25 protein-coding genes and 1 tRNA gene are annotated in these 23,324 nt (G+C 34.6%); 11 read left to right on the top strand and 15 right to left on the bottom strand.

Translation table 11 applies throughout. The features are described from left to right. The first annotated feature begins 316 nt into the window (after positions 1-316). The 3 genes from H510_RS0116965 to H510_RS0116955 all read left to right on the top strand — a co-directional run bounded on the left by H510_RS0116965 (position 317) and on the right by H510_RS0116955 (position 6,136). The gene (locus tag H510_RS0116965) at positions 317-1,084 is read left to right on the top strand and encodes an exodeoxyribonuclease III (protein ID WP_026905406.1); all 768 of its coding nucleotides are present in this window, start codon (positions 317-319) and stop codon (positions 1,082-1,084) included. 284 nt (positions 1,085-1,368) lie between these two features. Beyond that, positions 1,369-4,596 (top strand): SusC/RagA family TonB-linked outer membrane protein, encoded by a 3,228-nt coding sequence (locus H510_RS0116960; RefSeq protein WP_026905405.1) that lies wholly within the window; start codon positions 1,369-1,371, stop codon positions 4,594-4,596. A 13-nt stretch (positions 4,597-4,609) separates the two neighbouring features. Beyond that, complete coding sequence (locus H510_RS0116955; protein ID WP_026905404.1) at positions 4,610-6,136, top strand: RagB/SusD family nutrient uptake outer membrane protein; 1,527 nt, start codon at positions 4,610-4,612, stop codon at positions 6,134-6,136. A 55-nt stretch (positions 6,137-6,191) separates the two neighbouring features. Here H510_RS0116955 and H510_RS0116950 read toward each other — a convergent pair whose 3' ends face one another. The 6 genes from H510_RS0116950 to H510_RS0116925 all read right to left on the bottom strand — a co-directional run bounded on the left by H510_RS0116950 (position 6,192) and on the right by H510_RS0116925 (position 9,160). After that, positions 6,192-6,443, bottom strand: coding sequence for a S66 peptidase family protein (locus H510_RS0116950; RefSeq protein WP_081659319.1), 252 nt, complete (start codon positions 6,441-6,443; stop codon positions 6,192-6,194). 11 nt (positions 6,444-6,454) lie between these two features. Further along, entirely contained in the window at positions 6,455-7,417 is a 963-nt protein-coding gene (locus H510_RS0116945) for a HipA domain-containing protein (protein WP_036693341.1), read from the bottom strand. Further along, positions 7,417-7,734 (bottom strand): HipA N-terminal domain-containing protein, encoded by a 318-nt coding sequence (locus tag H510_RS0116940; protein ID WP_026905401.1) that lies wholly within the window; start codon positions 7,732-7,734, stop codon positions 7,417-7,419. Before H510_RS0116940 ends, H510_RS0116945 begins: the two co-directional genes overlap by 1 nt. Beyond that, positions 7,721-7,933: a helix-turn-helix transcriptional regulator gene (locus tag H510_RS0116935; RefSeq protein ID WP_211226599.1), complete on the bottom strand. Its 213-nt coding sequence runs from the start codon at positions 7,931-7,933 to the stop codon at positions 7,721-7,723. Before H510_RS0116935 ends, H510_RS0116940 begins: the two co-directional genes overlap by 14 nt. Before the next feature lie 124 nt (positions 7,934-8,057). Further along, positions 8,058-8,945: a S66 peptidase family protein gene (locus H510_RS0116930; protein ID WP_026905399.1), complete on the bottom strand. Its 888-nt coding sequence runs from the start codon at positions 8,943-8,945 to the stop codon at positions 8,058-8,060. Positions 8,946-8,965: 20 nt separating this feature from the next. Further along, positions 8,966-9,160: a hypothetical protein gene (locus H510_RS0116925; protein WP_026905398.1), complete on the bottom strand. Its 195-nt coding sequence runs from the start codon at positions 9,158-9,160 to the stop codon at positions 8,966-8,968. Positions 9,161-9,358: 198 nt separating this feature from the next. Between H510_RS0116925 and metG the strand changes: the two genes are divergently transcribed. Further along, positions 9,359-11,419, top strand: a complete 2,061-nt coding sequence (gene metG / locus H510_RS0116920) for a methionine--tRNA ligase (protein WP_036693337.1) — start codon at positions 9,359-9,361, stop codon at positions 11,417-11,419. Positions 11,420-11,482: 63 nt separating this feature from the next. Next, positions 11,483-11,554 (top strand) — tRNA-Arg (locus H510_RS0116915). Between the two features lie 252 nt (positions 11,555-11,806). On the opposite strand, the gene H510_RS0116910 is transcribed toward H510_RS0116915, so the two are convergent. Together H510_RS0116910 and H510_RS0116905 are read right to left on the bottom strand one after the other, a co-directional pair. Next, a complete protein-coding gene (locus H510_RS0116910) occupies positions 11,807-12,106 on the bottom strand; it encodes a GIY-YIG nuclease family protein (RefSeq protein ID WP_026905396.1) in 300 nt (99 codons plus the stop codon). Between the two features lie 564 nt (positions 12,107-12,670). After that, the gene (locus H510_RS0116905; RefSeq protein ID WP_026905395.1) at positions 12,671-13,540 is read right to left on the bottom strand and encodes a helix-turn-helix domain-containing protein; all 870 of its coding nucleotides are present in this window, start codon (positions 13,538-13,540) and stop codon (positions 12,671-12,673) included. 144 nt (positions 13,541-13,684) lie between these two features. On the opposite strand from H510_RS0116905, the gene H510_RS0116900 reads away from it, so the two are divergent. The 3 genes from H510_RS0116900 to H510_RS0116890 are packed head-to-tail and all read left to right on the top strand — an operon-like array spanning position 13,685 to position 16,360. After that, complete coding sequence (locus H510_RS0116900) at positions 13,685-14,419, top strand: (Fe-S)-binding protein (protein WP_026905394.1); 735 nt, start codon at positions 13,685-13,687, stop codon at positions 14,417-14,419. Beyond that, the gene (locus H510_RS0116895) at positions 14,412-15,791 is read left to right on the top strand and encodes a lactate utilization protein B (protein ID WP_026905393.1); all 1,380 of its coding nucleotides are present in this window, start codon (positions 14,412-14,414) and stop codon (positions 15,789-15,791) included. The genes H510_RS0116900 and H510_RS0116895 overlap by 8 nt, the downstream gene beginning before the upstream one ends. After that, positions 15,788-16,360: a LutC/YkgG family protein gene (locus H510_RS0116890; RefSeq protein WP_026905392.1), complete on the top strand. Its 573-nt coding sequence runs from the start codon at positions 15,788-15,790 to the stop codon at positions 16,358-16,360. Before H510_RS0116895 ends, H510_RS0116890 begins: the two co-directional genes overlap by 4 nt. Here H510_RS0116890 and H510_RS0116885 read toward each other — a convergent pair. Beyond that, positions 16,357-16,821, bottom strand: a complete 465-nt coding sequence (locus tag H510_RS0116885; protein ID WP_026905391.1) for an Lrp/AsnC family transcriptional regulator — start codon at positions 16,819-16,821, stop codon at positions 16,357-16,359. The genes H510_RS0116890 and H510_RS0116885 overlap by 4 nt on opposite strands. Before the next feature lie 191 nt (positions 16,822-17,012). Between H510_RS0116885 and ald the strand changes: the two genes are divergently transcribed. Further along, complete coding sequence (gene ald, locus H510_RS0116880; RefSeq protein ID WP_026905390.1) at positions 17,013-18,137, top strand: alanine dehydrogenase; 1,125 nt, start codon at positions 17,013-17,015, stop codon at positions 18,135-18,137. A gap of 89 nt (positions 18,138-18,226) precedes the next feature. On the opposite strand, the gene frr is transcribed toward ald, so the two are convergent. The 6 genes from frr to rplM all read right to left on the bottom strand — a co-directional run bounded on the left by frr (position 18,227) and on the right by rplM (position 22,371). After that, the gene (frr, locus tag H510_RS0116875; protein ID WP_026905389.1) at positions 18,227-18,790 is read right to left on the bottom strand and encodes a ribosome recycling factor; all 564 of its coding nucleotides are present in this window, start codon (positions 18,788-18,790) and stop codon (positions 18,227-18,229) included. Positions 18,791-18,819: 29 nt separating this feature from the next. Continuing rightward, a complete protein-coding gene (gene pyrH, locus H510_RS0116870) occupies positions 18,820-19,524 on the bottom strand; it encodes a UMP kinase (RefSeq protein ID WP_026905388.1) in 705 nt (234 codons plus the stop codon). A 216-nt stretch (positions 19,525-19,740) separates the two neighbouring features. Then, complete coding sequence (gene tsf / locus H510_RS0116865) at positions 19,741-20,580, bottom strand: translation elongation factor Ts (RefSeq protein WP_026905387.1); 840 nt, start codon at positions 20,578-20,580, stop codon at positions 19,741-19,743. 101 nt (positions 20,581-20,681) lie between these two features. Further along, positions 20,682-21,506 carry a 30S ribosomal protein S2 gene (gene rpsB / locus H510_RS0116860; protein ID WP_026905386.1) on the bottom strand — a complete coding sequence of 275 codons (825 nt, stop codon included), beginning with the start codon at positions 21,504-21,506 and terminating at the stop codon, positions 20,682-20,684. A gap of 18 nt (positions 21,507-21,524) precedes the next feature. Then, positions 21,525-21,911, bottom strand: coding sequence for a 30S ribosomal protein S9 (rpsI, locus tag H510_RS0116855; protein WP_026905385.1), 387 nt, complete (start codon positions 21,909-21,911; stop codon positions 21,525-21,527). Positions 21,912-21,927: 16 nt separating this feature from the next. After that, positions 21,928-22,371, bottom strand: a complete 444-nt coding sequence (gene rplM, locus H510_RS0116850; RefSeq protein ID WP_026905384.1) for a 50S ribosomal protein L13 — start codon at positions 22,369-22,371, stop codon at positions 21,928-21,930. Between the two features lie 259 nt (positions 22,372-22,630). On the opposite strand from rplM, the gene H510_RS0116845 reads away from it, so the two are divergent. Next, complete coding sequence (locus H510_RS0116845) at positions 22,631-22,930, top strand: nucleotidyltransferase family protein (protein WP_026905383.1); 300 nt, start codon at positions 22,631-22,633, stop codon at positions 22,928-22,930. Next, entirely contained in the window at positions 22,923-23,276 is a 354-nt protein-coding gene (locus H510_RS0116840) for a HepT-like ribonuclease domain-containing protein (RefSeq protein WP_026905382.1), read from the top strand. Before H510_RS0116845 ends, H510_RS0116840 begins: the two co-directional genes overlap by 8 nt. The last annotated feature ends 48 nt before the right edge of the window (positions 23,277-23,324 follow it).

Raw genomic sequence — 23,324 nt, 5'->3', positions numbered from 1 at the left:
AATCTCCTATTAGATAGGATTCTATTTCTATAAAAAGATTGCCACGTCGTAAACTCCTCGCAATGACCTAGCACATCCCGTCATCGCGAGAGAAACAAAGCAATCTCAAAATTAGATAAGATTCTACACAATAAAAAGATTGCCACGTCGTACTCCTCGCAATGAGCTAGCACATCCTTTCTTGAGAGTAAAGCGAAGAAATCTCTTATGAGTTCTTAATATAGATGAAAGCAGAATAAAATGACAAATTATAAAAAAAGTATATTTTTGATGATAATAACAACATTCGCTTATCAAACAATAACTAACTCCAATCATGAAAATTATATCCTATAACGTAAACGGAATAAGAGCTGCCATAAATAAAGAATGGTTATCTTGGTTGCAAGCTACAGATGCTGATATTGTTTGTTTGCAAGAAATAAAAGCCACACCAGAACAAATAACAGATTTATTTTTAATAGAGCAGCTGGGCTATCACCATTATTGGTATCCGGCACAAAAAAAAGGATATAGTGGTACTGCTATTTTAAGTAAAATACAGCCCAAACATATTGAGTATGGTTGCGGTATAGCCGAGTATGATGCAGAAGGAAGAACCATAAGAGCGGATTTTGATGATTTTTCCGTAATGAGTGCTTATTTTCCATCTGGCTCTAGCGGAGAAGATCGTCAAGGTTTTAAATTTAAGTTTCTGGATGATTTTTTTGTGTATGCCCAAGAATTAAAAGAAAAGTTCCCAAAACTTATCATTTGCGGCGATTATAATATTTGCCATAGAGCTATTGATATACATAATCCGAAATCAAATGCAAACTCATCAGGGTTTTTACCAGAAGAAAGAGATTGGATGGAGAAATTTATTAATAGTGGATATATAGATACTTTCAGATATTTTAATCAAGACCCACACCATTATACATGGTGGAGTTATAGGGCAGGAGCTAGACAAAAAAATCTAGGTTGGCGAATAGATTATCATCTAGCTACAACTGCTTTACAACCTTATTTTAAAAGAGCTGCCATACTACCAGACGCAAAACACTCAGACCATTGTCCTATAGTTTTAGAATTGAGCTTTTAAGAATTTTAATTAGCAAATTCTTAATTTAATATGATTTCTATCATAAAAATCGAATTAAATATGGTGTAATTATGTTTATTGGCAATAAAAAGGTTGTTTTATTATCAATATATCAACAATACAAGCTATTGATTAAGATATTCGAAATATTTTAATAACTTGATTATTAAGGGTTTACATGAAAATGTGATTTTTTTCATCCAAAAAATTTGTATGTAAGCATAATATAATATTATATTTAACATTAATTAACACTATTTATTAACTAACTTATTTCAAATTGTATGAAAAAACTTGTACAGAGTTTATTCATCTTGTTGTTTGTTGCGGTAAATGCAATAGCACAAGAGCGTACCGTAACAGGTACGGTAACTTCCGCTGAGGATGGACTTCCACTTCCTGGTGTAAGTGTAAGAGTGAAGGGTGGAAGTGCTGCTACACAAACAAATGCTGATGGAAAATATAGCATTAGTGTTCCTTCATCAAATTCAGTTTTGGTGTTTTCTTTTATAGGAACTGAGTCTAATGAGATAAATGTTTCTTCTTCAAGTACGATTAATATTAGCTTAAAGGCTAGTTCATCTGAGTTAAGTGAGGTTGTTGTTGTTGGATATGGAACTAGTACTAAAGAAGCATTTACGGGTTCTGCTAAAGTAGTTAGTGGAGAAGCACTTGATAGAAAAAATGTTTCTAACGTATCTCAAGCGTTAGCAGGTGAGGTTGCTGGTGTAAGGGTTATTAATACTAGTGGACAACCAGGTACGGTTGCCACAGTTCGTATCAGAGGACTCGGTTCAGTTAATGGGAGTAGAGACCCATTGTATGTTGTTGATGGAGTGCCTTTCACAGGAGGTTTAAATTCAATTAATCCTTCAGATATTCAATCCGTAACCGTTTTAAAAGATGCTGCGGCTACTTCTATTTATGGAGCTAGAGGCTCAAATGGTGTGGTTGTTATAACTACGAAAAATGGATTAGGTCAACAATCTTTTATAGAAGTAGATGCAAACTTTGGATCTAACAGTTCTCAATTACCTAGATATGACGTTATCAGATCACCAGAACAGCATATAGGTTTAAGTTGGGAGGGTATATTCAATAGGGGAAGGATTATAAATAACGCAAACCCTGTTAATTATGCTAATGCTAGATTATTTACAAGTCAAGGTGTTGGTCCTTACAATATATGGAATGCAGCTAATGCTGCTGCCTTAATAGATCCAGCAACAAAGTCTATTAGAGCAGGCATAACAAGAAAGTATAATCCTGAAAATTGGGAGGATTACGCATTCCAAGCCTCAAATAGGAAAGAAATTAATTTAAAATTTGGTGGGTCATCAGATAAAACTAATTATTATACATCTTTTGGATATTTAGATGATAAAGGTTATTCTATTAATTCAGATTATGAAAGATTCTCTGGTAGGTTGAATTTAACACAACAAGTTAATAAATGGATTAAAGCTGGTCTTAACATAAATTATGCTAGATCCGAGACTAATAGAAATGGTCAAGGTGAAACTTCTAATAGTGTATTCTGGTTAGTTGATAATATGCCTTCTATATATCCTCTATTTCTCAGAGATGCTAATGGAGAATTTGTTCCAGATCCAATATTTGGTGGAAACCAATTTGATTACGGTTCAGGAAGGGGATTTGCGGGTTTAACTAATGCAATAGCAGATGCAACCTATAATACCATAAGAGACAATAGAAATGAAATAAATGGTAATGCTAATTTAGACTTTACGATTTTAGAAGGATTAACTTTTGAAAATAGATTAGGAGTACAATATTATTCTAATAAGGCAATAAGTAGATTTAATAAATTTTATGGAGCCGCTTCTTCTTCTAATGGACGAATAGTTCAACAAGTGACAGATTTATCATCTTATAATCTTTTAAATTTATTAAGATATAATAAAGCATTCGGAAATCATAGTTTTGAAGCTTTGGCAGCGCATGAAGCAACAAATTGGGATCGTGATTTTACTGAAGCATCAGGGTTCAATTTGGTTGATAATTACCTCCTTAATTTGAGTAATGCGGTAGTTTCAAATCCGAATGAGGGGTATACAGAAGGATATTCGATTGAAAGTTATTTTGGACAATTAAATTATGACTTTGATAAAAAATATTTCTTATCTGCCACTGTAAGAAGAGATGGTTCTTCTAGATTTACTAAAGATAAATGGCAGACTTTTGGTTCTGTAGGGGCTGGCTGGCTAATTACGAAGGAAAACTTTATGGCTAATCAGAATATATTTAAAAGCTTAAAGCTTAAAGCTAGTTACGGTTTAATAGGAGACCAGGCTGGTGTTGGGTTCTATCCTGGTTTTAATTTATCAGCAATAGATAATTTGAATGATCAACCGGCTATAGCTCCACCTAGAGTTGGTAATCCTGATTTAACTTGGGAAACATCTCAAATTTTTCAAACCGGACTTGAATTTGACTTTGGTCAATATTTATCAGGAACAGTAGAGTATTATTTGAAAAATACTAAAGACTTAATATTCTTGAGAGGTGTTGGCCCTTCCGCTGGTTATGCATCTATACAGGTTAATGATGGAGTATTAAGAAATAATGGATTAGAGTTTGAACTGACATCTAATTTCATAAGAAAAAGTAATGCAAAACTAGGAATTAGTATTAATGGAGAGATTTTTAGTAATAAAATAACGAAAATGCCTATTGAGCCAGCTACTGGTCTTCCAAAGGTTATTGATGTTCAATCTCCTTATGCTTTAGGTGTAGGTAGATCAATATTTGATTTTTATATGAGAGAATGGGCAGGAGTTGATCCTACCGACGGTGCACCTACTTGGACTGTGAAATACGTAGATGGAAATGGTAATTCTACATTCGATAGTGGAGAAGAAATTGTTAATTTACCACTTTTCTTGTCAGAAAACCCAAATCAAGCTAATGATATTTTACAATCCACTACTAAAACTTATTCTGAAGCCACCGCAGACTATACGGGTAAATCAGCAATCCCAGATTTAAGAGGTGCCTTGAATTTATTTGGAGGATACAAAGGATTAGAACTTAATGTACAGTTTCTTTATAGTTTTGGAGGTTATGCTTATGATTACAACTATGCAGATTTAATGCATAGTGGTTTTGGAGGTAGTAACAATTGGCATACTGATATCTTAAATAGATGGCAAAGTGTCGATAATCCTGGAAATGGACAAGTTCCTAGATTATCTAATGATTTTGATGTGAACACCAACTCTTTATCAACCCGATTCTTAACAAAAGCCAATTATATAGCTTTAAACAACGTTAGATTAGGATATACTATACCTGCAAAATATATAAGTAAGTATGGCGTAAGCGGATTATCACTTTGGGTTTCTGGAGATAACTTATGGATAACTACCTCTAGAGATGGTTTAAACCCTTCCGTTGCAGAAGCAGGTAGTTCAGCAAGAGCAGGTAGTCAGAGTAGATATCTTTATGCCCCTTTAACAACTATATCTGCTGGTTTAAGAGTTAAACTTTAATAAATACATTACGATGAAAAAAATATTTTATTTTTCTATAACTACAGTTTTTTCCATTTTGATGGTAAGCTGTAAAAAGGATTTTTTAGAAAAGTTACCCAATGAGGATCTTTCTACAGAACAAATTGCCGCAGCTGCTAAACAGGATCCATCTTTGTTAAATGGTAGTATTGCAGGGTTATACGCAACCATGTATACTGAATATACTGGAGGCACTCAAGGCGATGATGATTTTGGACAAAAATCTTATGACCTTTTCAGCGATATTTTATCAGCAGATGTCGCTGTTGGAGGGGTAACCTATGGTTGGTATTCTGGTATAGCACAGCTTCAACCAACCAGAGACTTTACCAGAAATGAGGCTTATATGCCTTGGCGTTATTATTACAGGATAATATTTGGTGCTAATAATGTTATTGATGCCTTAGGAGGAACTGATGCTGTACAAACTGAAACTGCTCAAAAGCATATTATGGGGCAAGCTAAAGCAATGAGAGCTTATGCGTATTTTTACTTGACTCAACTATATTCCAGAGAAGGTTATGGAACAGGTAATGAAAGAATTCTTCCTTTATATAAAACTGTGTCCAATAACGTTCCATTAAGTACGTCAGCTGAGATTTATAACCTAATAATTGATGATTTAACTGAGGCTATCGATTATTTAAGTGATTTTAATAGAACATCAAAAGATCAAATTGATCAATCAGTTGCAAAAGGTTTATTGGCTTATGCATTATCTGCAAGAGGAACCAATGCAGATTTACAGCAAGTAGTAACACTTACTAATGATATAATTGAGGATTACGGTTATCGGTTAACTAATCAAGACGAGACAGTTGCAAGATTTGATGCTAATGGTAATGTAATTAACTCACAATCTGGATTTAATAATGTTGCTACTCCAAGTTGGATGTGGGGAGTAGACCTTACTATTGCTTCTAATGTTGATATTTCTTCTTGGTGGGGTGCATTTGATGTGTTTACTTATGGTTATCCATCAGTTGGAGATACAAAAGTAATTGACGAAAATTTGTATAATTCAATGAGGTCAGATGATATAAGAAGAGGTCAGTTTGATGATTTACCACAATTTGGTTTAACTGGTCTAATACCTATTAATAAGTTTTTTGATCCAGGAAGACAATTAGATGGGCAATTAAATGTAACAACTGATTACATTTATATGAGAGTTGATGAATTTTACCTACTAAATGCAGAAGCAAATGCGAAATTAAATCAAGATGTTCCTGCTAGAACTAGATTGAAACAACTTCTTGATTTAAGACTTACAAATGGGTCTGCTTATGTAGATGCTTTAAGTGGTCAAGCATTAAGAAATGAAATCTATTTACAGACTAGGTTAGAACTATGGGGTGAAGGTAAATCATATTTAGCGATGAAAAGAAATAAAGCAACTGTGACTCGTGGTCCTAATCATTTATTCTTAGATGGTCAATCTTTTGCTTATAACTCTGTGGATTTAACATTCCCAATTCCTCAGGCGGAAGTTATAAACAATCCGTTACTCAATCAATAATAATTAAGTATGATTATAAACAAAAAAGGAGTTCAATTTGAACTCCTTTTTTGTTTTAGAAACTTAGCTTAAAAAGCTTCCCTACTTCAAGGTTAATCTTATCCCCCAACCTTAAAGCGCAATTATCTTGTATATGTCCTGCCGGAAAATTAAAAACTACAGGATAATGATACTTACTTACTACTGCTAGTATAATTTCTTCTACAGAAAACCCAAAAGGTATATCATTATCCTTTAAATCGGTAAAACCACCCACAAGTAATCCTTTTAAAGTAGAAAGTTTACCAGCTCGGTCTAGTGCTCTTATCCTATCTAGCTTTAAACTTCAATTTGTTTAGCTTTTCTTTTGATCATACTTTTATAATCAGTTTTAAGTTTTTCAGATAGAAAACTTTCATCAATAAGTTTTTCCCATTTAGAAATTTGTTCGCTAAACCTTCTAAAAATATTAGAAATCACTTTTTTGTCTAGCCCACTCTTTTCCATAGCTATTTCAAAATCTTTTCTGCTTAATTTTCTTTTTTTACCGTTAAGAGTAAGTGCCAATTCTTCTTCATCACCTTCTATTACTAATTCAGATGCCACTAAATCATAAGCGGGGCATAGCATATAATTTTGTTGTTTTTTGATAAGCGAAAAATTCTTAAGGTGCATATCATTATTACCTGTTAAAAAGCTAAAAATTACCACTTCAAAAAAATTACTAAGGTCTAATCCGGGATTAGTCGCATATTTTTTTATCACTTTAGCAATCTGCTCATAAGAGCCTCTATACTTATGCTCTGTAAGCCTTTCGGTTAGCTGGCACATGTCTTCCATGTGGATTTTACTATTCCCCGTACGGTCAACCCTTTTTGTTAAGTAGGCTATTTCTCCAGATTTTAATCTTATAAGGGTATGTTTTACAGTATTGATCTTACTAAGTTCTGCTAAGTGCATAGTTAAATCCTCTATTTCAGGAAGAGATGGATAAGTTTCGGTTTGGGGCTTTAAAATAAATTGTCCATATAAGCCCACAATAGTTAAACGTGATTCCTTTATGTTTTGGTTATCAAATCCTAAAGAAAGTTTGGGCTGTACACCTGTAATAACTTTTTGGCTTTTGATTACTAGTTTGGCTAGTTCTGAAACTTGGTCTCTGGTAAATGCTAACTTAGGTGGGATTATTGTTCCAAAAAACTTTTTGCTGCATTTAGGATGAAAACCATCTTGTCCTGCTGGAGTAAACAATTCTTCATCAAGAATAGCTTTATAACAATATAAACATTTAGATTCCAACATTAAATTATTTCTTCTATAGATACAGCCCCTATACAATCATGACAGGTTTTTAATAAAATATCCATTCTGTCTCGAGGGTTTAGCTTCCAATTCTTTTGAGCAATATCTAAAAGCCATCCCTCGGGGATTAATCCATCAAAAAAAGGAAATAGTATTTGGCTCTCATATTTTTTTTCAGATAAAGGAAGCGTTAAACTTACAGCTTCTGCATCAACGTTTTTTAGATAATCAGAATAATATTCAAAATGATAGCCATTTTCATCTTCTGTTAATATGCCTGCCAATGCTTTATGCATGTATACTTTAGCTCTCTTCATTTCTAATTGAATTTATAGGACCTAATTCATGCCCAAATAATGCTAATACTTGGTTCACTTTATCCATTTGCAAGCTAGTTTTCCCTTGTTCTAAATCGCGGATAAACCTTAAACCTACACCAGCTTTGTAGGATAGATCTTCTTGGGTTAATCCAAACTCTTTTCTTTTATGTTTAACAAATTGGCTAAGCCTATTCATAATTTATACCTGTTTGGGTATAAATTTAGCAATAATTTTTATTTTATATCATAACGGGTATAAAATATTATTTATATATCTTTCATATATCAGATAGGGTATAATTTTGTATTGAAAAGAAGTTCTAAAATTGAATTTTAGTAGAAGAAGAACAATTTATATAGACTTTTCCCCCTAACCTTAAAGCGCAATTATCTTGTATATGTCCTGCCGGAAAATTAAAAACTACAGGATAATGATACTTACTTACTACTGCTAGTAAAATTTCTTCTACAGAAAATCCAAAAGGTATATCATTATCCTTTAAATCGGTAAAACCACCCACAAGTAATCCTTTTAAAGTAGAAAGTTTACCGGCTCGGTCTAGTGCTCTTATCATCCTATCAATAGCATATAAGTGTTCTCCAACATCCTCTATAAACAAAATCTTACCATTATAATCTATATCACTTTTAGAGCCTAATAAGGAAATTAAAATACTTAAGTTACCACCAATAACTTCACCATGACAAGTCCCTTGAATATTAAGTGGATGCGCTGGGATTTCATATTGCAAAGTATCCCCAAAAAGGGCTTTTCTAAGACTTTCTAAACCTAAAGCAGTACTGTTAGGAATAGTAGCAGGCATTTGCGCATGAATACTTTGTATACCCATTTTCTGCAAATGCATGTGGAATACCGTAATATCACTAAAACCTACGATCCATTTAGGATGTGTTAAAAGCGGAGAAAAATCAATTTGGTCTATAATCCTAACCGAGCCATAACCTCCACGAGCAGCAATAATAGCTTTAATATCTTGGTCATCAATAAAACGCTGGAAATCCTGAGTTCTTAATTCATCAGTACCCGCAAATTGATGAAATTTTGCATGAACAGTATCGCCTAATATGACGTCTAATCCCCAAGATGATAACAATTTTATAGCATCATCCATTGGCTTTATTAAAGATTTCGCCGGGCAGGTTATCGCAATTTTATCACCAGCTTTAAGAAATGGGGCTTGTAACATGAGTGATTACTTTTAAAATATTAGCCATGTTTTCGTTTCTTAAAAAGAGCTTTCTCCATTTTTGGAAAAGGTTTTCCAACGAGTCCGAAAGCAATCTGCGTCATGATAACGCCTGCTTCTAGCCTTTCTAAGTATGATTTAGACTTCCAAAAATCTTTTTGTAAATCTGCGTCTTCAAAAGATTGTTTTTGGAATATGGTTTTATCGAATTTCATACTTTGTATTTTCAAATCTAATAATTAATCTTGATTGCAATAAGTATAAAAGATAAAGATTTAGAATTGTAGACAAAATGATTATTAACATTACAACAAAACTAATAACTCCATACTGTCAACTCCCAACCGAATCCTACTCATCTTTATGCTAAATAATATATCTTTGCAAATTCATAGAAATACAGATATATAGCTTTGGGACAAGATAAATTTAAAAGATATACCATTACTGCTGCACTACCTTATGCTAACGGACCAAAACATATTGGCCATTTAGCTGGTGCTTATATTCCGGCAGATTTATATGTGCGTTATTTACGTTTAAAGAATAGAGATGTAGTTTTTGTATGCGGTTCTGATGAGCATGGTACAGCCATAGCCAACCAAGCTATGAAAGAACAAACTACACCCAGAGCTATTATTGATAAATATCATGAGCTTAATAAGCAAAGCTTCGAGAAGTTAGGAATATCATTTGATATTTATCATCGCACCAGCGAGCCCATTCATCACGAGACCGCTCAAGATTTTTTCAAAAATCTTAACGAAAAGGGGATTTTTAAAGTAGAAACCTCAGAGCAATATTATGATGAAGAAGCTAAGCAATTTTTGGCTGATAGGTATATTACAGGTACATGCCCTAGTTGCGGAAACGATGGTGCTTACGGAGACCAATGCGAGAAATGTGGAACTTCTTTAAGTCCCGAGGATTTAATCAATCCAAAATCTACCTTAACAGGAAATAAGCCGGTAAGAAAGGAAACCAAACATTGGTATTTACCTTTAGATAAATACGAAGGATGGTTAAAAGAGTGGATTTTAGAAGGGCATAAGCATGATTGGCGCACCAACGTATATGGCCAATGTAAAAGCTGGATTGATGGAGGTTTACACCCTAGAGCAGTTACCCGTGATTTGGATTGGGGTATTAAAGTTCCGGCAGAGGGTGCCGATGGTAAAGTACTTTACGTTTGGTTTGATGCGCCAATAGGTTATATTTCTGCAACTAGGCAATGGGCGCTAGACCATAACAAAGACTGGGAGCTGTATTGGAAAGATAAAGAAACCAAATTGGTGCATTTTATAGGAAAAGATAATATTGTTTTCCATTGTATTGTTTTCCCGGTGATGTTGCATACTCAAGGTGAGTTTATTCTGCCAGAGAATGTTCCGGCTAATGAGTTTATGAATTTAGAAGGAGACAAGATGTCTACCTCTAGAGGTTGGAGCATAGAGATGCATGAGTATCTGGAAGATTTTCCTGATAAGATTGACGAGTTAAGATATTACTTGACTGCCATAGCGCCAGAAACCAGCGATAGTGAGTTTACTTGGAAAGATTACCAAGCAAGAGTAAATAACGAGTTGGTAGCTATCCTAGGTAATTTTGTAAATAGGGTGATGATTTTGATGCACAAATACTTTGATGGCGTAGTTGTAGGATCGGGTAAAATAGGACTTTCTGATAAAGCCATTTATGATGCTATAGGGAATTGTTATGATGAGGTAGAGCAGGCATTTGAGATGTATAAATTTAGACAAGCACAAACTGCAGCTATGGAAATTGCCCGTTTAGGCAACCGATATTTAACAGAGCATGAGCCATGGAAAGCTTATAAAGAAAATCCGGAAGCTGCAAGAGAAGTTTTACATAATTGTTTACATATTATAGCACATGCTGCAACTTGTTTACAAGCATTTTTGCCAAACACAGCCGAAAAGATTTTTACTATGTTAAATCTTAAAAATAAGTTCTCTTTTGATGAGGAAATAGTTTTTGAAGGTGGGCATCAGCTAAATACAGCAGCTTTATTATTTGAGAAAATTGAGGATGAGGTGATAGAACGCCAAATTCAAAAGTTAATAGACAAAAAAGCATCTTTAGAGCAAGTAAAAGAGGAGACTAGTGTTGTAGCTCCTGCTAAAGAGAATATCAGTTTCGAGCTGTTTTCGGGCCTAGATATAAGAACAGGTACTATTTTAGAAGCCGAGAAAGTTGTCAAGACTAAGAAATTGCTCAAACTAAAAATTGATACTGGTATAGATGTTAGAACAGTAGTATCTGGTATTGCAGAGTTTTATGAGCCTGAGAAAATCATTGGGCAACAGGTTAGTATACTTGTAAACCTAGAACCAAGAGAAATTAAAGGAATTTTATCTCAAGGAATGATTTTAATGGCTGAAAATTCATCAGGAAAACTTAGTTTTGTAGCACCAACAGAAAGCGATATCAATAACGGTTCTGTAATTAGGTAATTTTTTGATTAACGAGTTACGATTTTGTATTTCATTCGTAAATCAAAAATCAATAAATCAAAAGGTCTCATAGTTCAACGGATAGAATAGAAGTTTCCTAAACTTTAGATGTGGGTTCGATTCCCGCTGAGACCACTTTGTAAACTTTAATACGACGTTTTTTAACTCCGTCTTGTTTTACAGAGTGAAACATCTCACTATACAAGTTTGCAAGTAGACCTAGCCAGTGTGTTGCTTCCTATCGTCAGCATGACTAGTTGGTGAGGATAAAGGAGTCTTTTCCGTCTTGTTGAACGAAGTGAAACATCTCACTATACAAGTTTACGTCTTACAGTTGGATTACCTTTCTTCTGTACAAGAGATCATCAGGATAATAAAAAATCTTTTTTACCATTCTTTTATTTGGTTTGATAAATCTTCCCATTTCGGATTAAAGGATTGTATCAAAGCATTTTTCTTTGACCTTCTCCATCCTTTAAGTTCTTTCTCTCTACCTATCGCTTCTTCTATTCTAAAAAAGCACTCAAAATAAATTAGAAATGTTAGTTCATATCTAGCTGTAAAACTTTTAGGATAAAAATGAGTTTTGTGTTGGTTTAGCCTGGTTGGCAAATTTGAAGTAACACCGATATATAGCGTTGTACGATATTTATTAGTCATGATGTAAACGACACCTCCTTTTTGCATATCATAAAAATAGTTTAATTTTTTTTACTGCAACAGAGTGAAACATCTCACTATACAAGTTTTCAGCTTGCAAGTAGCCACCTAGCCAGTGTGTTGCTTCCTATCGTCAGCATGACTTGTTGGTAAGCATGACGGCGGTTTTTTCCGTCTTATTGAACAGAGTGAAGCATCTCACTATACAAGTTTGCAGCTTGCAAGTAGCCACCTAGCTTGCGTGTTGCTTCCTATCGTAAGCATGACTAGTTGGTGAGGATGACGGAGACTTCTCAATCCTTATTGTTGAACAGAGTGAAGCATCTCACTATATAAGTTTTCAGCTTGCAAGTAGCCACCTAGCTTGTGTGTTGCTTCCTATCGTCAGCATGACTAGTTGGTGAGGATGACGGAGACTTCTCAATCCTTCTTGTTGAACAGAGTGAAGCATCTCACTATATAAGTTTTCAGCTTGCAAGTAGCCACCTAGCCAGTGTGTTGCTTCCTATCGTCAGCATGACTAGTTGGTGAGGATTCCATCGTCTTGTTGAACAGAGTGAAAAAAGACATCATATAGGGTTGCTATACAAGCTATAACACTTTAAAAATCCTCCTATGCTCTAAAGGTGTTCTTCCAATAATATTTTTAAAATGCCTATTAAAATTAGAAAAATTGTTAAAACCACTTTCGTAGCAAATCTCTGCTACTGTTTTAGAACTTTCTGTGAGGAGCTTGGCAGCATGTGCAGTTCTCAGCTCTAATAAAAATCTGGAGAAGGTTTTTCTAGTTCTGGTTTTAAAGTATCTGCAAAAAGCTGGTGGAGTTAAATGTGCAATTTGTGCCGCTTGGTCTAAACTCACCTCTTCTGTAAAGTTATTGAGGATATATTGATAGATATTATTTAGCCTATCCATCTCACTTGCTTGATTAATAAAATCGGATTCTTTATCTAAAACAGGCTTTTTAAGCGGGCTATCAGCTAAATCAGCTAAAATATCTAACAATAAAATAGTTCTTTTGCTTTTACTCGCATGAAGTAATTGAAACAGTTTATCAGCTACTAAATCTCTACATCCATCTTGTATTCTAAAAGCCTTTTTAGCTTGCTGAAGCAGCCTCGCTATATCTTGATGTTCTGGTAAACTAAAAAAATCAGCACCAAAGCAAGTAGGTAAAAAATGTACCACAATGGCCTCAACCTTTTCTGATGAATTTGGTAAAAGAAACTCCTCATCACTGCGCCATAAATGGGGTAGGTTAGAACCTATCAATAACATATCACCAGGTTGCCATCTATAAATTTCGTCACCTATAAATTGTAGTCCGGTTCCTTTGATGATATAAACCAATTCAACCTCGTGGTGATAGTGCCATTTATCATAAAAATGAGGCACAATATCATACCTTACATTAAAAGAATGCTCAGGGTTTAAAGCTATTTTAAGTAAGTGCGGCTTCATATTTTGATGTTATTATAATCTAAAAATAATAATAATTACTTATTTATGTTAAAATAGTATCAATTTTGGTTAAAGGCGTGGTAGTTTAAAAATACAATTCGATGTAGTTTTACTTTTCAAATCGCAATTATAAACCTTGCATTCATGAAAGTTGGACTCTTTATTCCTTGTTATATAGATCAGTTTTATCCTCAAGTGGGTATAGCAACCTATCAATTGTTAAAAAAATTGGGTTGTGATGTTGATTATCCAGAAAATCAAACCTGCTGCGGACAGCCTATGGCTAATAGTGGTTTTTCTGCTTTAACTGGCGGTTGTGATAAAAACTTTGTTGCCAATTTTGATGCTTATGATTACATCGTAGCGCCATCAGGAAGTTGTGTGTTGCATATTAAAGAGCATCTTAAGGATGATAAAAATCCCACCAAGGCACAAAAAATTAGAAATACTATTTATGAGCTCACCGAGTTTTTGGTAGATATTTTAAAAGTAGAGCATCTGACATCAAACTTCCCACACAAAGTTGGTTTTCATACCAGTTGCCATGGGCAAAGAGGTTTGCATTTATCATCTATGACAGAGAGGGTACTACCGCAATTCTCTAAACCAGAGCAACTGCTACAAAAAGTTAAAGGTTTGCAACTGTGTTATCCAGAGCGTAAAGATGAATGCTGTGGTTTTGGCGGTACCTTCTGTGTATTTGAAGAGGCTGTAAGTGTGAAAATGGGTAAAGATAGGATAGAAGAGCACCAGAAAAACGAAGTGGATTATATCACCGCTGGCGATGTAAGTTGCTTAATGCACTTAGAAGGAATTTTAAAAAGACAAGGTAGTAAGGTAAAGGCCATACATCTGGCAGAAATATTAAATCATGAGTAATTTAAAGACTTTAGACCACGCTGCTGCGGCAGAAATATTTATAAAAGATGAGGCCAGAACAGATTGGCATGATGATACTTTATGGTTTGTTCGCCAAAAGCGAGACAAAGCCGTAAATGGTATTGCCGAGTGGGAACAACTTAGAGAATGGGCCTCGCAAATTAAAAATCATACACTTTCAAACCTTGATAATTACCTCACAGCTTTTGAGAAACAAGCTGAAGCCAATGGTATTAAAATTCATTGGGCTGCCGATGCCTTAGAGCATAACCAGCTGATGCATAAAATCTTAAAAGCTCATAACATCAGCCGGATTGTAAAAAGCAAGAGTATGCTTACCGAGGAGTGCCATTTAAATGATTATTTAAAAAAACAAGGTATTGAAGTTGTTGATACAGATTTGGGCGAACGTATTGTACAATTGCGTGATGAAGCGCCTAGCCATATCGTTTTACCAGCTATTCACCTTAAAAAGCAAGATGTTAGTGAAACTTTTCATGAGCACTTACATACCGAGGAAGGAAATAACGACCCTCAATATCTTACAGAAGCCGCTAGACAACACTTAAGAGACCATTTCATTCAATCAGAACTAGCTATTACGGGTGTAAACTTTGCCATAGCAGAAACTGGTGGTTTTGTGGTTTGTACCAACGAGGGTAATGCCGATATGGGTGCCCACACCGCAAAAATTCATGTGGCCTGTATGGGGATAGAAAAAATTATTCCTAAAGCCGAGCATCTAGGCGTGTTTTTAAGATTATTAGCCAGAAGTGCAACTGGGCAACCTATCACCACCTATTCTAGTCATTTTCAAAAGCCAAGGCCAGGGCAAGAAATGCACATCATTATTGTTGATAATGGTAGAACAAAGCAATTAGGCAGAGCCGATTTTAGAAACTCGCTAAAATGTATTCGTTGTGCAGCATGTTTTAATACCTGCCCAGTTTATAGACGTAGTGGCGGGCATAGCTATCATACCGCCGTTGCTGGTCCTATTGGTTCTATCTTAAATCCAAATTTAGATATGAAAGCCAATGCCGATTTACCTTTTGCATCAACCCTATGTGGCTCTTGCAGTAATGTTTGCCCAGTTAAGATTGATATTCATGAGCAATTGTGGAAATGGCGACAAGTCATTGTAGAAGAAGGCTACGTTAAGCCAGAAAAGAAAATAGCTATGAAAGGGATGGCTTGGATATTCTCTAATCCTAAAATTTATAGATGGGCTGGTAAATCTGGACGATGGTTTTTAAGAACGATGCCTTTCTTAGGCAATAACAAATTAAACGTTTGGTATAAACAAAGAGAAATGCCAGAAGCACCTAAACAAAGCTTTCACGATTGGTATCAACAAAACAAAAACAAATGAGCTCAAGAGAAAAAATATTAGCAACCTGTACCGCAAATAAACCAGCTTTGGTTGACCTACCCCAGCTATCAGACGAGCATTTAACTCATTATGATGATAAAATAGCTCAGTTTAAGTTCGTTTTAGAAAGCATAGGAGGTAAAGTTGTTGCTTTAGAAAATATTGAACAGGTTAAAGAAGAAATAGCTACACATAAGCAATCAGGAGAACTTGTAGTTGATACTGTTTTTAGTATAGATGATGCTTTAAAAACCCAAACTTCATTTGATTTAGAACGGGTAGATAGAGCTTATTTACAGGCAACTTTAGGCGTAGCAGAAAATGGCTCGGTATGGTTGTATGAGGCGCAAATGGGCAACAGATTATTGCCTTTCATTTGCCAGCATTTATTTATTGTTTTAGCTAAAGCTACTTTGGTAGATAACATGTATCAAGCATATCAAAAACTAAACATTACCGAAACAGGCTTTGGTGTTTTTATTGCTGGTCCATCCAAAACCGCCGATATCGAGCAAAGTTTAGTGATAGGGGCACACGGGGCAAGAAGCTTAACGGTTTATTTGGTTTAATCCCCCAAATATAAAACCGTTGTACTTTTAATTTCAGACATCACAAAAAAACTATGGATGTGTGCCACTGTACTCATGACAGATAATTTCTGTTGATGAAACTGGTTGTAGCTCTCCATGTCTTTGGTAATAATTTTAAGCAGATAATCAAAACCTCCGGAAACAATGTGGCATTCTACTACTTCTGGAAACTGGGTAACGCGTTCTTCAAATTCCGTAAAATTATGTCTGGTTTGCTTGTCTAAAGTGATATTACAAAAAACAACCAGAGAAGTATTTACTTTTTTCTTGTTTAAAATGGTAACATATTTTTCTATCACCCCCTCTTTTTCCATTCTTTTAATCCTGTCATGTACAGGCGTAATAGACAGATTGATTTTTTGAGAAATTTCTTTAAAGGTGAGCTGCGCATTTTCTTGCAAAAGTTTCAATATTTTAAGATCTGTTTTATCTACTTCCATAAATAATAAATAAGAAAAATTTTATTTTATTGAGTTTATTTATCTATAACAAAAGAATTATATTCTTTTTAATTCATAATAAATATAAGTATTTTCTTATTTTTTAGGATATGATAAAAAAATATTCTGATGTTGTAATTTAGCTTCTCTTTAGTAAAATTCTTAAAAATACTAAAAGAACAAAATAAAATATGGTAATAGGAGTACCGAAAGAGATAAAGAATAACGAGAATAGGGTTGCAGTTACTCCAGCAGGTGCAGCTGCATTTGTAAAGAATGGTCACCAGATATATATTCAAAAATCAGCAGGCTTAGGTAGTGGTTTTACTGACGAAGATTATACAAAAGTAGGTGCTCAATTACTAGATACCATTGAAGATGTGTATGCTATTGCCGAGATGATCTGCAAAGTAAAAGAACCTATAGCACAAGAATATCCACTTGTAAAAGAAAATCAATTAATATTTACTTATTTCCATTTTGCATCATCCGAGACTTTAACAAAAGCCATGATTGCAAGTAAGGCTATCTGTTTAGCTTATGAAACGGTAGAGAAAAAGGACAGAAGCTTACCACTATTAATTCCTATGTCTGAAGTAGCAGGCAGAATGGCTATACAAGAAGGTGCTAAATATTTAGGTAAGCCAACTGGTGGAAGAGGTGTTTTACTAGGCGGTGTTGCCGGAGTTAAGCCTGCTAATGTTTTAATCATAGGTGGTGGCATTGTTGGAACACAGGCGGCTAAAATGGCTGCAGGTTTAGGTGCGAATGTTACCATTATGGATGTAGACTTACAAAGACTACGTCATTTAGAAGATATCATGCCTGCTAATGTAGATACAGTAGTTTCTAACGAATATAATTTAGAAGAAGCTATAAAAACAGCAGATTTGGTTGTTGGTGCAGTTTTAATTCCTGGTGCTAAAGCACCTCATTTGCTTACACGCTCTATGTTAAAGTTAATGAAACCGGGAACGGTTTTGGTTGACGTAGCGGTAGATCAAGGTGGTTGTATAGAAACTTGTACGCCTACTACGCATGAGAATCCTATATTTATCATAGATGGAATTGTACACTACTGTGTAGCTAATATGCCAGGTGCTGTGCCTTATACTTCTACTTTAGCTTTAACAAATGCCACTTTACCTTATGCGTTGCAATTAGCCAATAAGGGATGGGTAAAAGCTGTTAAAGAAAATGAGGAACTATTTAAAGGATTAAACATTGTAAGGGGAGAAGTAGTGTATAAGGGAGTGGCAGATGCTTTTAATTTACCTTTAAAACCAATCAGATTAGAAGAAGAAATACCTGCTTAAGGTTAAAGATAATACACTGACTAACTAACAGTAATTGGGAACAAAGCAATAGCAATGTTCCCTTTTTTATTTTACAGACAAAACTTGACTTAAACAGTCATGATGTCTTTTTCTTTCAGCTCAACCAATTGGTCTATTTTGGCAATATAAGCATCGGTAATTTTTTGTACTTCAGCCTCGCCAACTTTAATTTCATCTTCGGAAGCACCATCATTTTTTAATTTCTTGATGCTCTCATTGGTGTTTTTTCTGATATTTCTAATGCTGATTCTGCCAGTTTCTGCTTCTTCTTTAACTTTCTTCACTAAATCGCGTCTTCTTTCTTCTGTTAAAGGAGGTACATTCAATCTTATGAGCTGTCCATCATTTTGAGGATTTAAGCCTACATTAGAAATCATGATAGCTTTTTCAATAGGGCCAATCATAGATTTTTCCCAAGGTTGTACCACAATGGTTCTTGCGTCTGGTGTGTTGATATTAGCTACTTGCGTAAGTGGTGTAGGAGTACCATAATATTCAACCATAATACCATCTAACATAGCTGGAGATGCTTTGCCCGCTCTAATTTTAGTAAACTCACTATCTGTATGGGCTAAAGCTTTTTGCATGGTTGAGGCAGCCTCTTCCAATTCTAACTTAATAAACTCGTTCATCTTTAATTTATTTACGTAAAATTAGTTCTTTATTTAACCAAAGTGCCTATAGTTTCTCCCTTAATCAATTTCATGAGGTTACCAGGCTTATTCATATCAAATACAATAATAGGAAGATTGTTTTCATCACACAGTGTAAAAGCCGTCATATCCATTACATTTAAATTTCTATCGTATACCTCAGTAAAAGATAAATGATCAAACTTAGTAGCTGTAGCATCTTTCTCAGGGTCTGCAGTATAAATGCCATCAACTCTGGTTCCTTTTAAAACAACATCAGCTTTAATTTCAATAGCTCTTAATGCAGCTGCAGAGTCTGTAGTAAAATATGGATTACCCGTTCCGGCACCAAAAATTACAACTCTTCCTTTTTCTAAGTGTCTCATGGCTCTTCTACGAACGTAAGGCTCGCAAATTTGCTCCATTTTTATGGCCGATTGTAAACGAGTATAAACACCAACTGTTTCTAAAGCATTTTGTAAGGCCATAGAGTTAATTACCGTGGCTAACATACCCATATAATCTGCTTGAGCCCTGTCCATACCAGATTTTTCTGCGCTTAGGCCTCTGAAAATATTCCCTCCGCCAATTACAATAGCTACTTCTACTCCCTCTTCTTTAACTGCTTTTATCTCTTTTGCATATTGTAATACTCTGGCATTATCAATACCATATTGTTGGTCTCCCATCAGGGATTCTCCACTTAGTTTCAGTAAAATTCTCTTATATTTCATTAAAGGGGGATTTTGGCAAAAATAGGAATTATCCTGTTAAATAAAATAACAATTTGGATTTAGCTAAACGCTGATACAAAAAATCCCCATCTACTAAAAGATGAGGATTTTATAATTTTTTCGGTGTATTTAGCAATCTCACTACTCAAATCTAATTATTAATTTTCTCGATTTGTTAAGCAATCTCACTACTCAATACACACTACTCAAATCTAATTAAGCTCCTAAAACAACTCTCTTGAAAGATTTAACAGTTAAACCGTTAGAAACTCCATTTAAGAAAGCTCTGATATCTTTAGAAGAATCTTTAACAAATTCTTGATTTAATAAAGTTTGCTCTTTGTAGAACTTGTTTAATTTACCAGCAGCAATTTTTTCTACCATTTCTTCTGGTTTGCCTTCTGCTCTAATTTGCTCTTTAGCAATTTCAAGTTCTCTTTCGATTACTCTTGCATCAACATCGTCTTTATCAACACCAACTGGGCTCATAGCAGCAATTTGCATAGCTACGTCTTTACCAGCTTCATCAACGCCAGCTGCATCTTGGTTTAAACCAACTAATACACCTAAACGGTAGTTACCGTGGATGTAAGCTACAACTTTCTCAGCCTCAATAACTTCGTATTTAGAAACGCCAATTTTCTCACCAATTTTACCAGTTTGGTCTAATATTAAGTCAGAAATTTTAGTTCCGTTTAATTCTTGAGCTAATAAATCTTCTAAAGAAGCTGGGTTAGTTTCAATAGCTTTAGCAGCGATAGCATCAGCAAATGCAATAAAATCAGCATTTTTAGCAACGAAATCTGTTTCGCAGTTTACTTCAACTACAACACCTTTTTTACCATCGGCAGTAGTTTTAGCAATAACAACACCTTCGTTAGAATCTCTATCCTGACGAGAAGCTGCTACTTTAGCACCTTTTTTACGTAGGTAATCTACTGCTGCTTCAAAATCGCCGTTAGACTCTGTTAAAGCTTTTTTACAATCCATCATACCTGCGCCAGTTTGTTGGCGAAGTTTATTTACATCTGCTGCAGAAATTTGTACTGTAGACATTTTATTTTCTTTTTTTAAGTTTCAAACTAAAAGTAATGGGCTGTTAGTTGTTAGTTGTAGAAATCTATCAACTAAAAACAAACAACCCACAACTAAATTATTTATTCGCCTTTTGCTTCTTCAGTTACTTCTGCAGTAACTTCAGCGGCTTTCTTTCCTTTTTTAGCTTCAACAGCTGGCGCATCAGCTTTAGCTTTTTCAGCTGCTGCTTCTTTGTCAGATTCTGCTTCTTTCTCTTGCTTACGCTCTTCTAAACCTTCTTCAATGGCTTTAACAATAATGCCAGCGATTAAAGAGATAGATTTAGTTGCGTCGTCATTCGCAGGAATAGGGAAATCAATGTTAGAAGGGTCAGAGTTAGTATCCACCATTGCAAAAGTTGGGATATTTAACTTTAAAGCCTCAGTAACAGCGATATGCTCTTTCTTAACATCTATTAAGAATAATGCTGCAGGTAAACGGTTTAAATCAGCGATACCTCCTAAAAGGTTTTCTAATTTAATACGCTCACGCTGTATCATTAATTTTTCTTTTTTAGATAATACATCGTAAGTACCGTCTTTAGTCATTTTATCGATGTTGGTCATCTTTTTAATAGACTTTCTTACGGTAGCGAAGTTAGTTAACATACCACCTAACCATCTTTCGGTTACATAAGGCATGTTTACAGATTTTGCATATTCTGCAACGATGTCTTTAGCTTGTTTCTTAGTAGAAACAAATAATACTTTACGACCTGATTTTACAATCTGCTTGATAGCAGCTGCAGCCTCTTCAACTTTTACTAAAGTTTTGTTTAAGTCGATAATATGGATTCCATTGCGCTCCATGAAAATGTATTGCGCCATTTTAGGATTCCACTTGCGGGTAAGGTGTCCAAAGTGTACACCTGCATCCAATAAGTCCTGATAAGTTGTTCTTGCCATTGTTGTGTCCTCCTAAAATTAACGTTTACTGAACTGGAATCTCTTACGAGCTTTAGCTCTACCTGGTTTCTTACGCTCAACCATACGTCTATCACGTGTCATTAAGCCTTTAGCTCTTAGAGCAGGTTTTCTAATTCCATCTAATTCAACAATAGCTTTAGCAATCGCTAAACGAACAGCTTCAGCCTGACCTTTAATACCACCACCAGCTACGTTTACTTTAACATCGTATTGACCAGTAACCTCAGCAACGATGAAGGATTGGTTAACAATGTATTGTAAAGGTAATGTTGGGAAATATTCTGTATAATCTTTACCGTTTACGGTAATTTGACCATTACCCTCAGTTAAATAAATGCGGGCAACTGCAGTTTTTCTTCTTCCTGAAGTGTTAGTAACTGACATTTTCTTTCTCCTTTAATTAAAATTTAACTTCTTTAGGGTTTTGTGCAACATGTGGATGCTCATTACCTGCATAAACATATAGGTTTTTGAAGATTGCTCTTCCTAATCTGTTTTTAGGTAACATACCACGTACAGCCTTCTCGATTACTCTTTCAGGATGTTTTGCTAATAACTCTTTTGGAGAAATAAAACGTTGACCACCTGGATAACCAGTGTAAGAAATATAGGTTTTATCACCTAATTTATTACCAGTTAGTCTAACCTTGTCTGCATTGATAACGATTACATTATCGCCGCAGTCTACGTGTGGGGTGTACCCTGGCTTGTTTTTGCCCTTAATCACTTTCGCGATGTTAGAACACAAGCGCCCCAAAATCTCGCCCTGAGCGTCAACAACAATCCATTGTTTGTCAACGGTCTTTTTGTTAGCAGAGACAGTTTTGTAACTTAACGTATTCACTTGCTTTGTTTTAAATTATTTATAAATATGTTTTATCCCTAATTTTTAGGGACTGCAAAGATAGGGCTTTATCTTTAATTGTCAAGGGGTTTAAACGGATATTTGTACTCATGTTATCTACTTTGTTGATAGAAAGATCATTTTCTAGTAAAATGTTGATTTATAAATAGTTTTTTTGGTTAGAGATAAATAACGTCATGTTAATGGCTTAGTGATAATTGTTAAGACAGCGAAAGAAAATTTTAATAAATTTGTTGTTATGCATGTAGTGGATGAGCATATTGAGAAATTTATAAAACTATGTAGTGCCTATCAGGTAGAGAGGATGTATTTGTTTGGCTCGGCTTTAAATCAAAACTTTTCTAATAAGAGTGATATAGATTTTCTTGTAAAGTTTAAATCCATGGATTTATCAAATTATTTTGATAACTACATAAATTTTAAAGGAAAGTTAGAGCAATTATTTGGACGTAAAGTAGACTTAGTAGAAGAGCAAACCTTAAAAAATCCTATTTTAATCAATTCTATTAATAAATCCAAAGAGCTTGTTTATGGATGAAAGAATTTTAAAATGGCTTTTTGATATTAAAATTTGTGTTGATGAAATTGAAAGTTTTTTCAAAGGTAAAGAAAAAGACTTCCTGAAATACAAAGAGAACATTATGCTCAAAAGAGCGGTGGAAAGAAACCTGGAAATTATTGGGGAGGCAGTAAATAGGATTATTACCCGCGATTGTTCTTTTGTTGAAAGGATAAATAATTCAAGAGCTATTGTAGGATTAAGAAATCAAGTTATCCATGCTTACGATAATATTTCTGATGAAAATATATGGTCGGTACTTACTCATCACTTACCTAAGCTGAAATTAGAAGTTGAAAAATTGATTAAAGAAAGCCAAGTTTAGCTTTTACAAAACATATAACCCTTATACTTCTTAAATTACTTCTATTCA

The sequence above is a fragment of the Pedobacter glucosidilyticus DSM 23534 genome, from assembly GCF_000425145.1.
GTDB classification, from domain to species: Bacteria; Bacteroidota; Bacteroidia; order Sphingobacteriales; family Sphingobacteriaceae; genus Pseudopedobacter; species Pseudopedobacter glucosidilyticus.
Note: the sequence above shows the minus strand (reverse complement) of the source record. Positions and strands in the feature narration are given on the sequence as shown.

Bases quoted from the DNA above. Each gene is read 5' to 3' on its own strand.
- ald (WP_026905390.1), top strand. From the start codon at position 17,013: ATGGTAATAGGAGTACCGAAAGAGATAAAGAATAACGAGAATAGGGTT.
- H510_RS0116935 (WP_211226599.1), bottom strand. From the start codon at position 7,933: ATGAATAGGCTTAGCCAATTTGTTAAACATAAAAGAAAAGAGTTTGGA.
- H510_RS0116925 (WP_026905398.1), bottom strand. From the start codon at position 9,160: ATGAAATTCGATAAAACCATATTCCAAAAACAATCTTTTGAAGACGCA.
- H510_RS0116930 (WP_026905399.1), bottom strand. From the start codon at position 8,945: ATGTTACAAGCCCCATTTCTTAAAGCTGGTGATAAAATTGCGATAACC.
- rpsB (WP_026905386.1), bottom strand. From the start codon at position 21,506: ATGGCAAGAACAACTTATCAGGACTTATTGGATGCAGGTGTACACTTT.
- frr (WP_026905389.1), bottom strand. From the start codon at position 18,790: ATGAACGAGTTTATTAAGTTAGAATTGGAAGAGGCTGCCTCAACCATG.
- H510_RS0116840 (WP_026905382.1), top strand. From the start codon at position 22,923: ATGGATGAAAGAATTTTAAAATGGCTTTTTGATATTAAAATTTGTGTT.
- tsf (WP_026905387.1), bottom strand. From the start codon at position 20,580: ATGTCTACAGTACAAATTTCTGCAGCAGATGTAAATAAACTTCGCCAA.
- H510_RS0116955 (WP_026905404.1), top strand. From the start codon at position 4,610: ATGAAAAAAATATTTTATTTTTCTATAACTACAGTTTTTTCCATTTTG.
- H510_RS0116900 (WP_026905394.1), top strand. From the start codon at position 13,685: ATGAAAGTTGGACTCTTTATTCCTTGTTATATAGATCAGTTTTATCCT.
- H510_RS0116910 (WP_026905396.1), bottom strand. From the start codon at position 12,106: ATGCAAAAAGGAGGTGTCGTTTACATCATGACTAATAAATATCGTACA.
- rpsI (WP_026905385.1), bottom strand. From the start codon at position 21,911: ATGTCAGTTACTAACACTTCAGGAAGAAGAAAAACTGCAGTTGCCCGC.
- H510_RS0116940 (WP_026905401.1), bottom strand. From the start codon at position 7,734: ATGAAGAGAGCTAAAGTATACATGCATAAAGCATTGGCAGGCATATTA.
- H510_RS0116845 (WP_026905383.1), top strand. From the start codon at position 22,631: ATGCATGTAGTGGATGAGCATATTGAGAAATTTATAAAACTATGTAGT.
- H510_RS0116905 (WP_026905395.1), bottom strand. From the start codon at position 13,540: ATGAAGCCGCACTTACTTAAAATAGCTTTAAACCCTGAGCATTCTTTT.
- H510_RS0116960 (WP_026905405.1), top strand. From the start codon at position 1,369: ATGAAAAAACTTGTACAGAGTTTATTCATCTTGTTGTTTGTTGCGGTA.
- pyrH (WP_026905388.1), bottom strand. From the start codon at position 19,524: ATGAAATATAAGAGAATTTTACTGAAACTAAGTGGAGAATCCCTGATG.
- H510_RS0116945 (WP_036693341.1), bottom strand. From the start codon at position 7,417: ATGTTGGAATCTAAATGTTTATATTGTTATAAAGCTATTCTTGATGAA.
- H510_RS0116895 (WP_026905393.1), top strand. From the start codon at position 14,412: ATGAGTAATTTAAAGACTTTAGACCACGCTGCTGCGGCAGAAATATTT.
- H510_RS0116965 (WP_026905406.1), top strand. From the start codon at position 317: ATGAAAATTATATCCTATAACGTAAACGGAATAAGAGCTGCCATAAAT.
- H510_RS0116885 (WP_026905391.1), bottom strand. From the start codon at position 16,821: ATGGAAGTAGATAAAACAGATCTTAAAATATTGAAACTTTTGCAAGAA.
- H510_RS0116890 (WP_026905392.1), top strand. From the start codon at position 15,788: ATGAGCTCAAGAGAAAAAATATTAGCAACCTGTACCGCAAATAAACCA.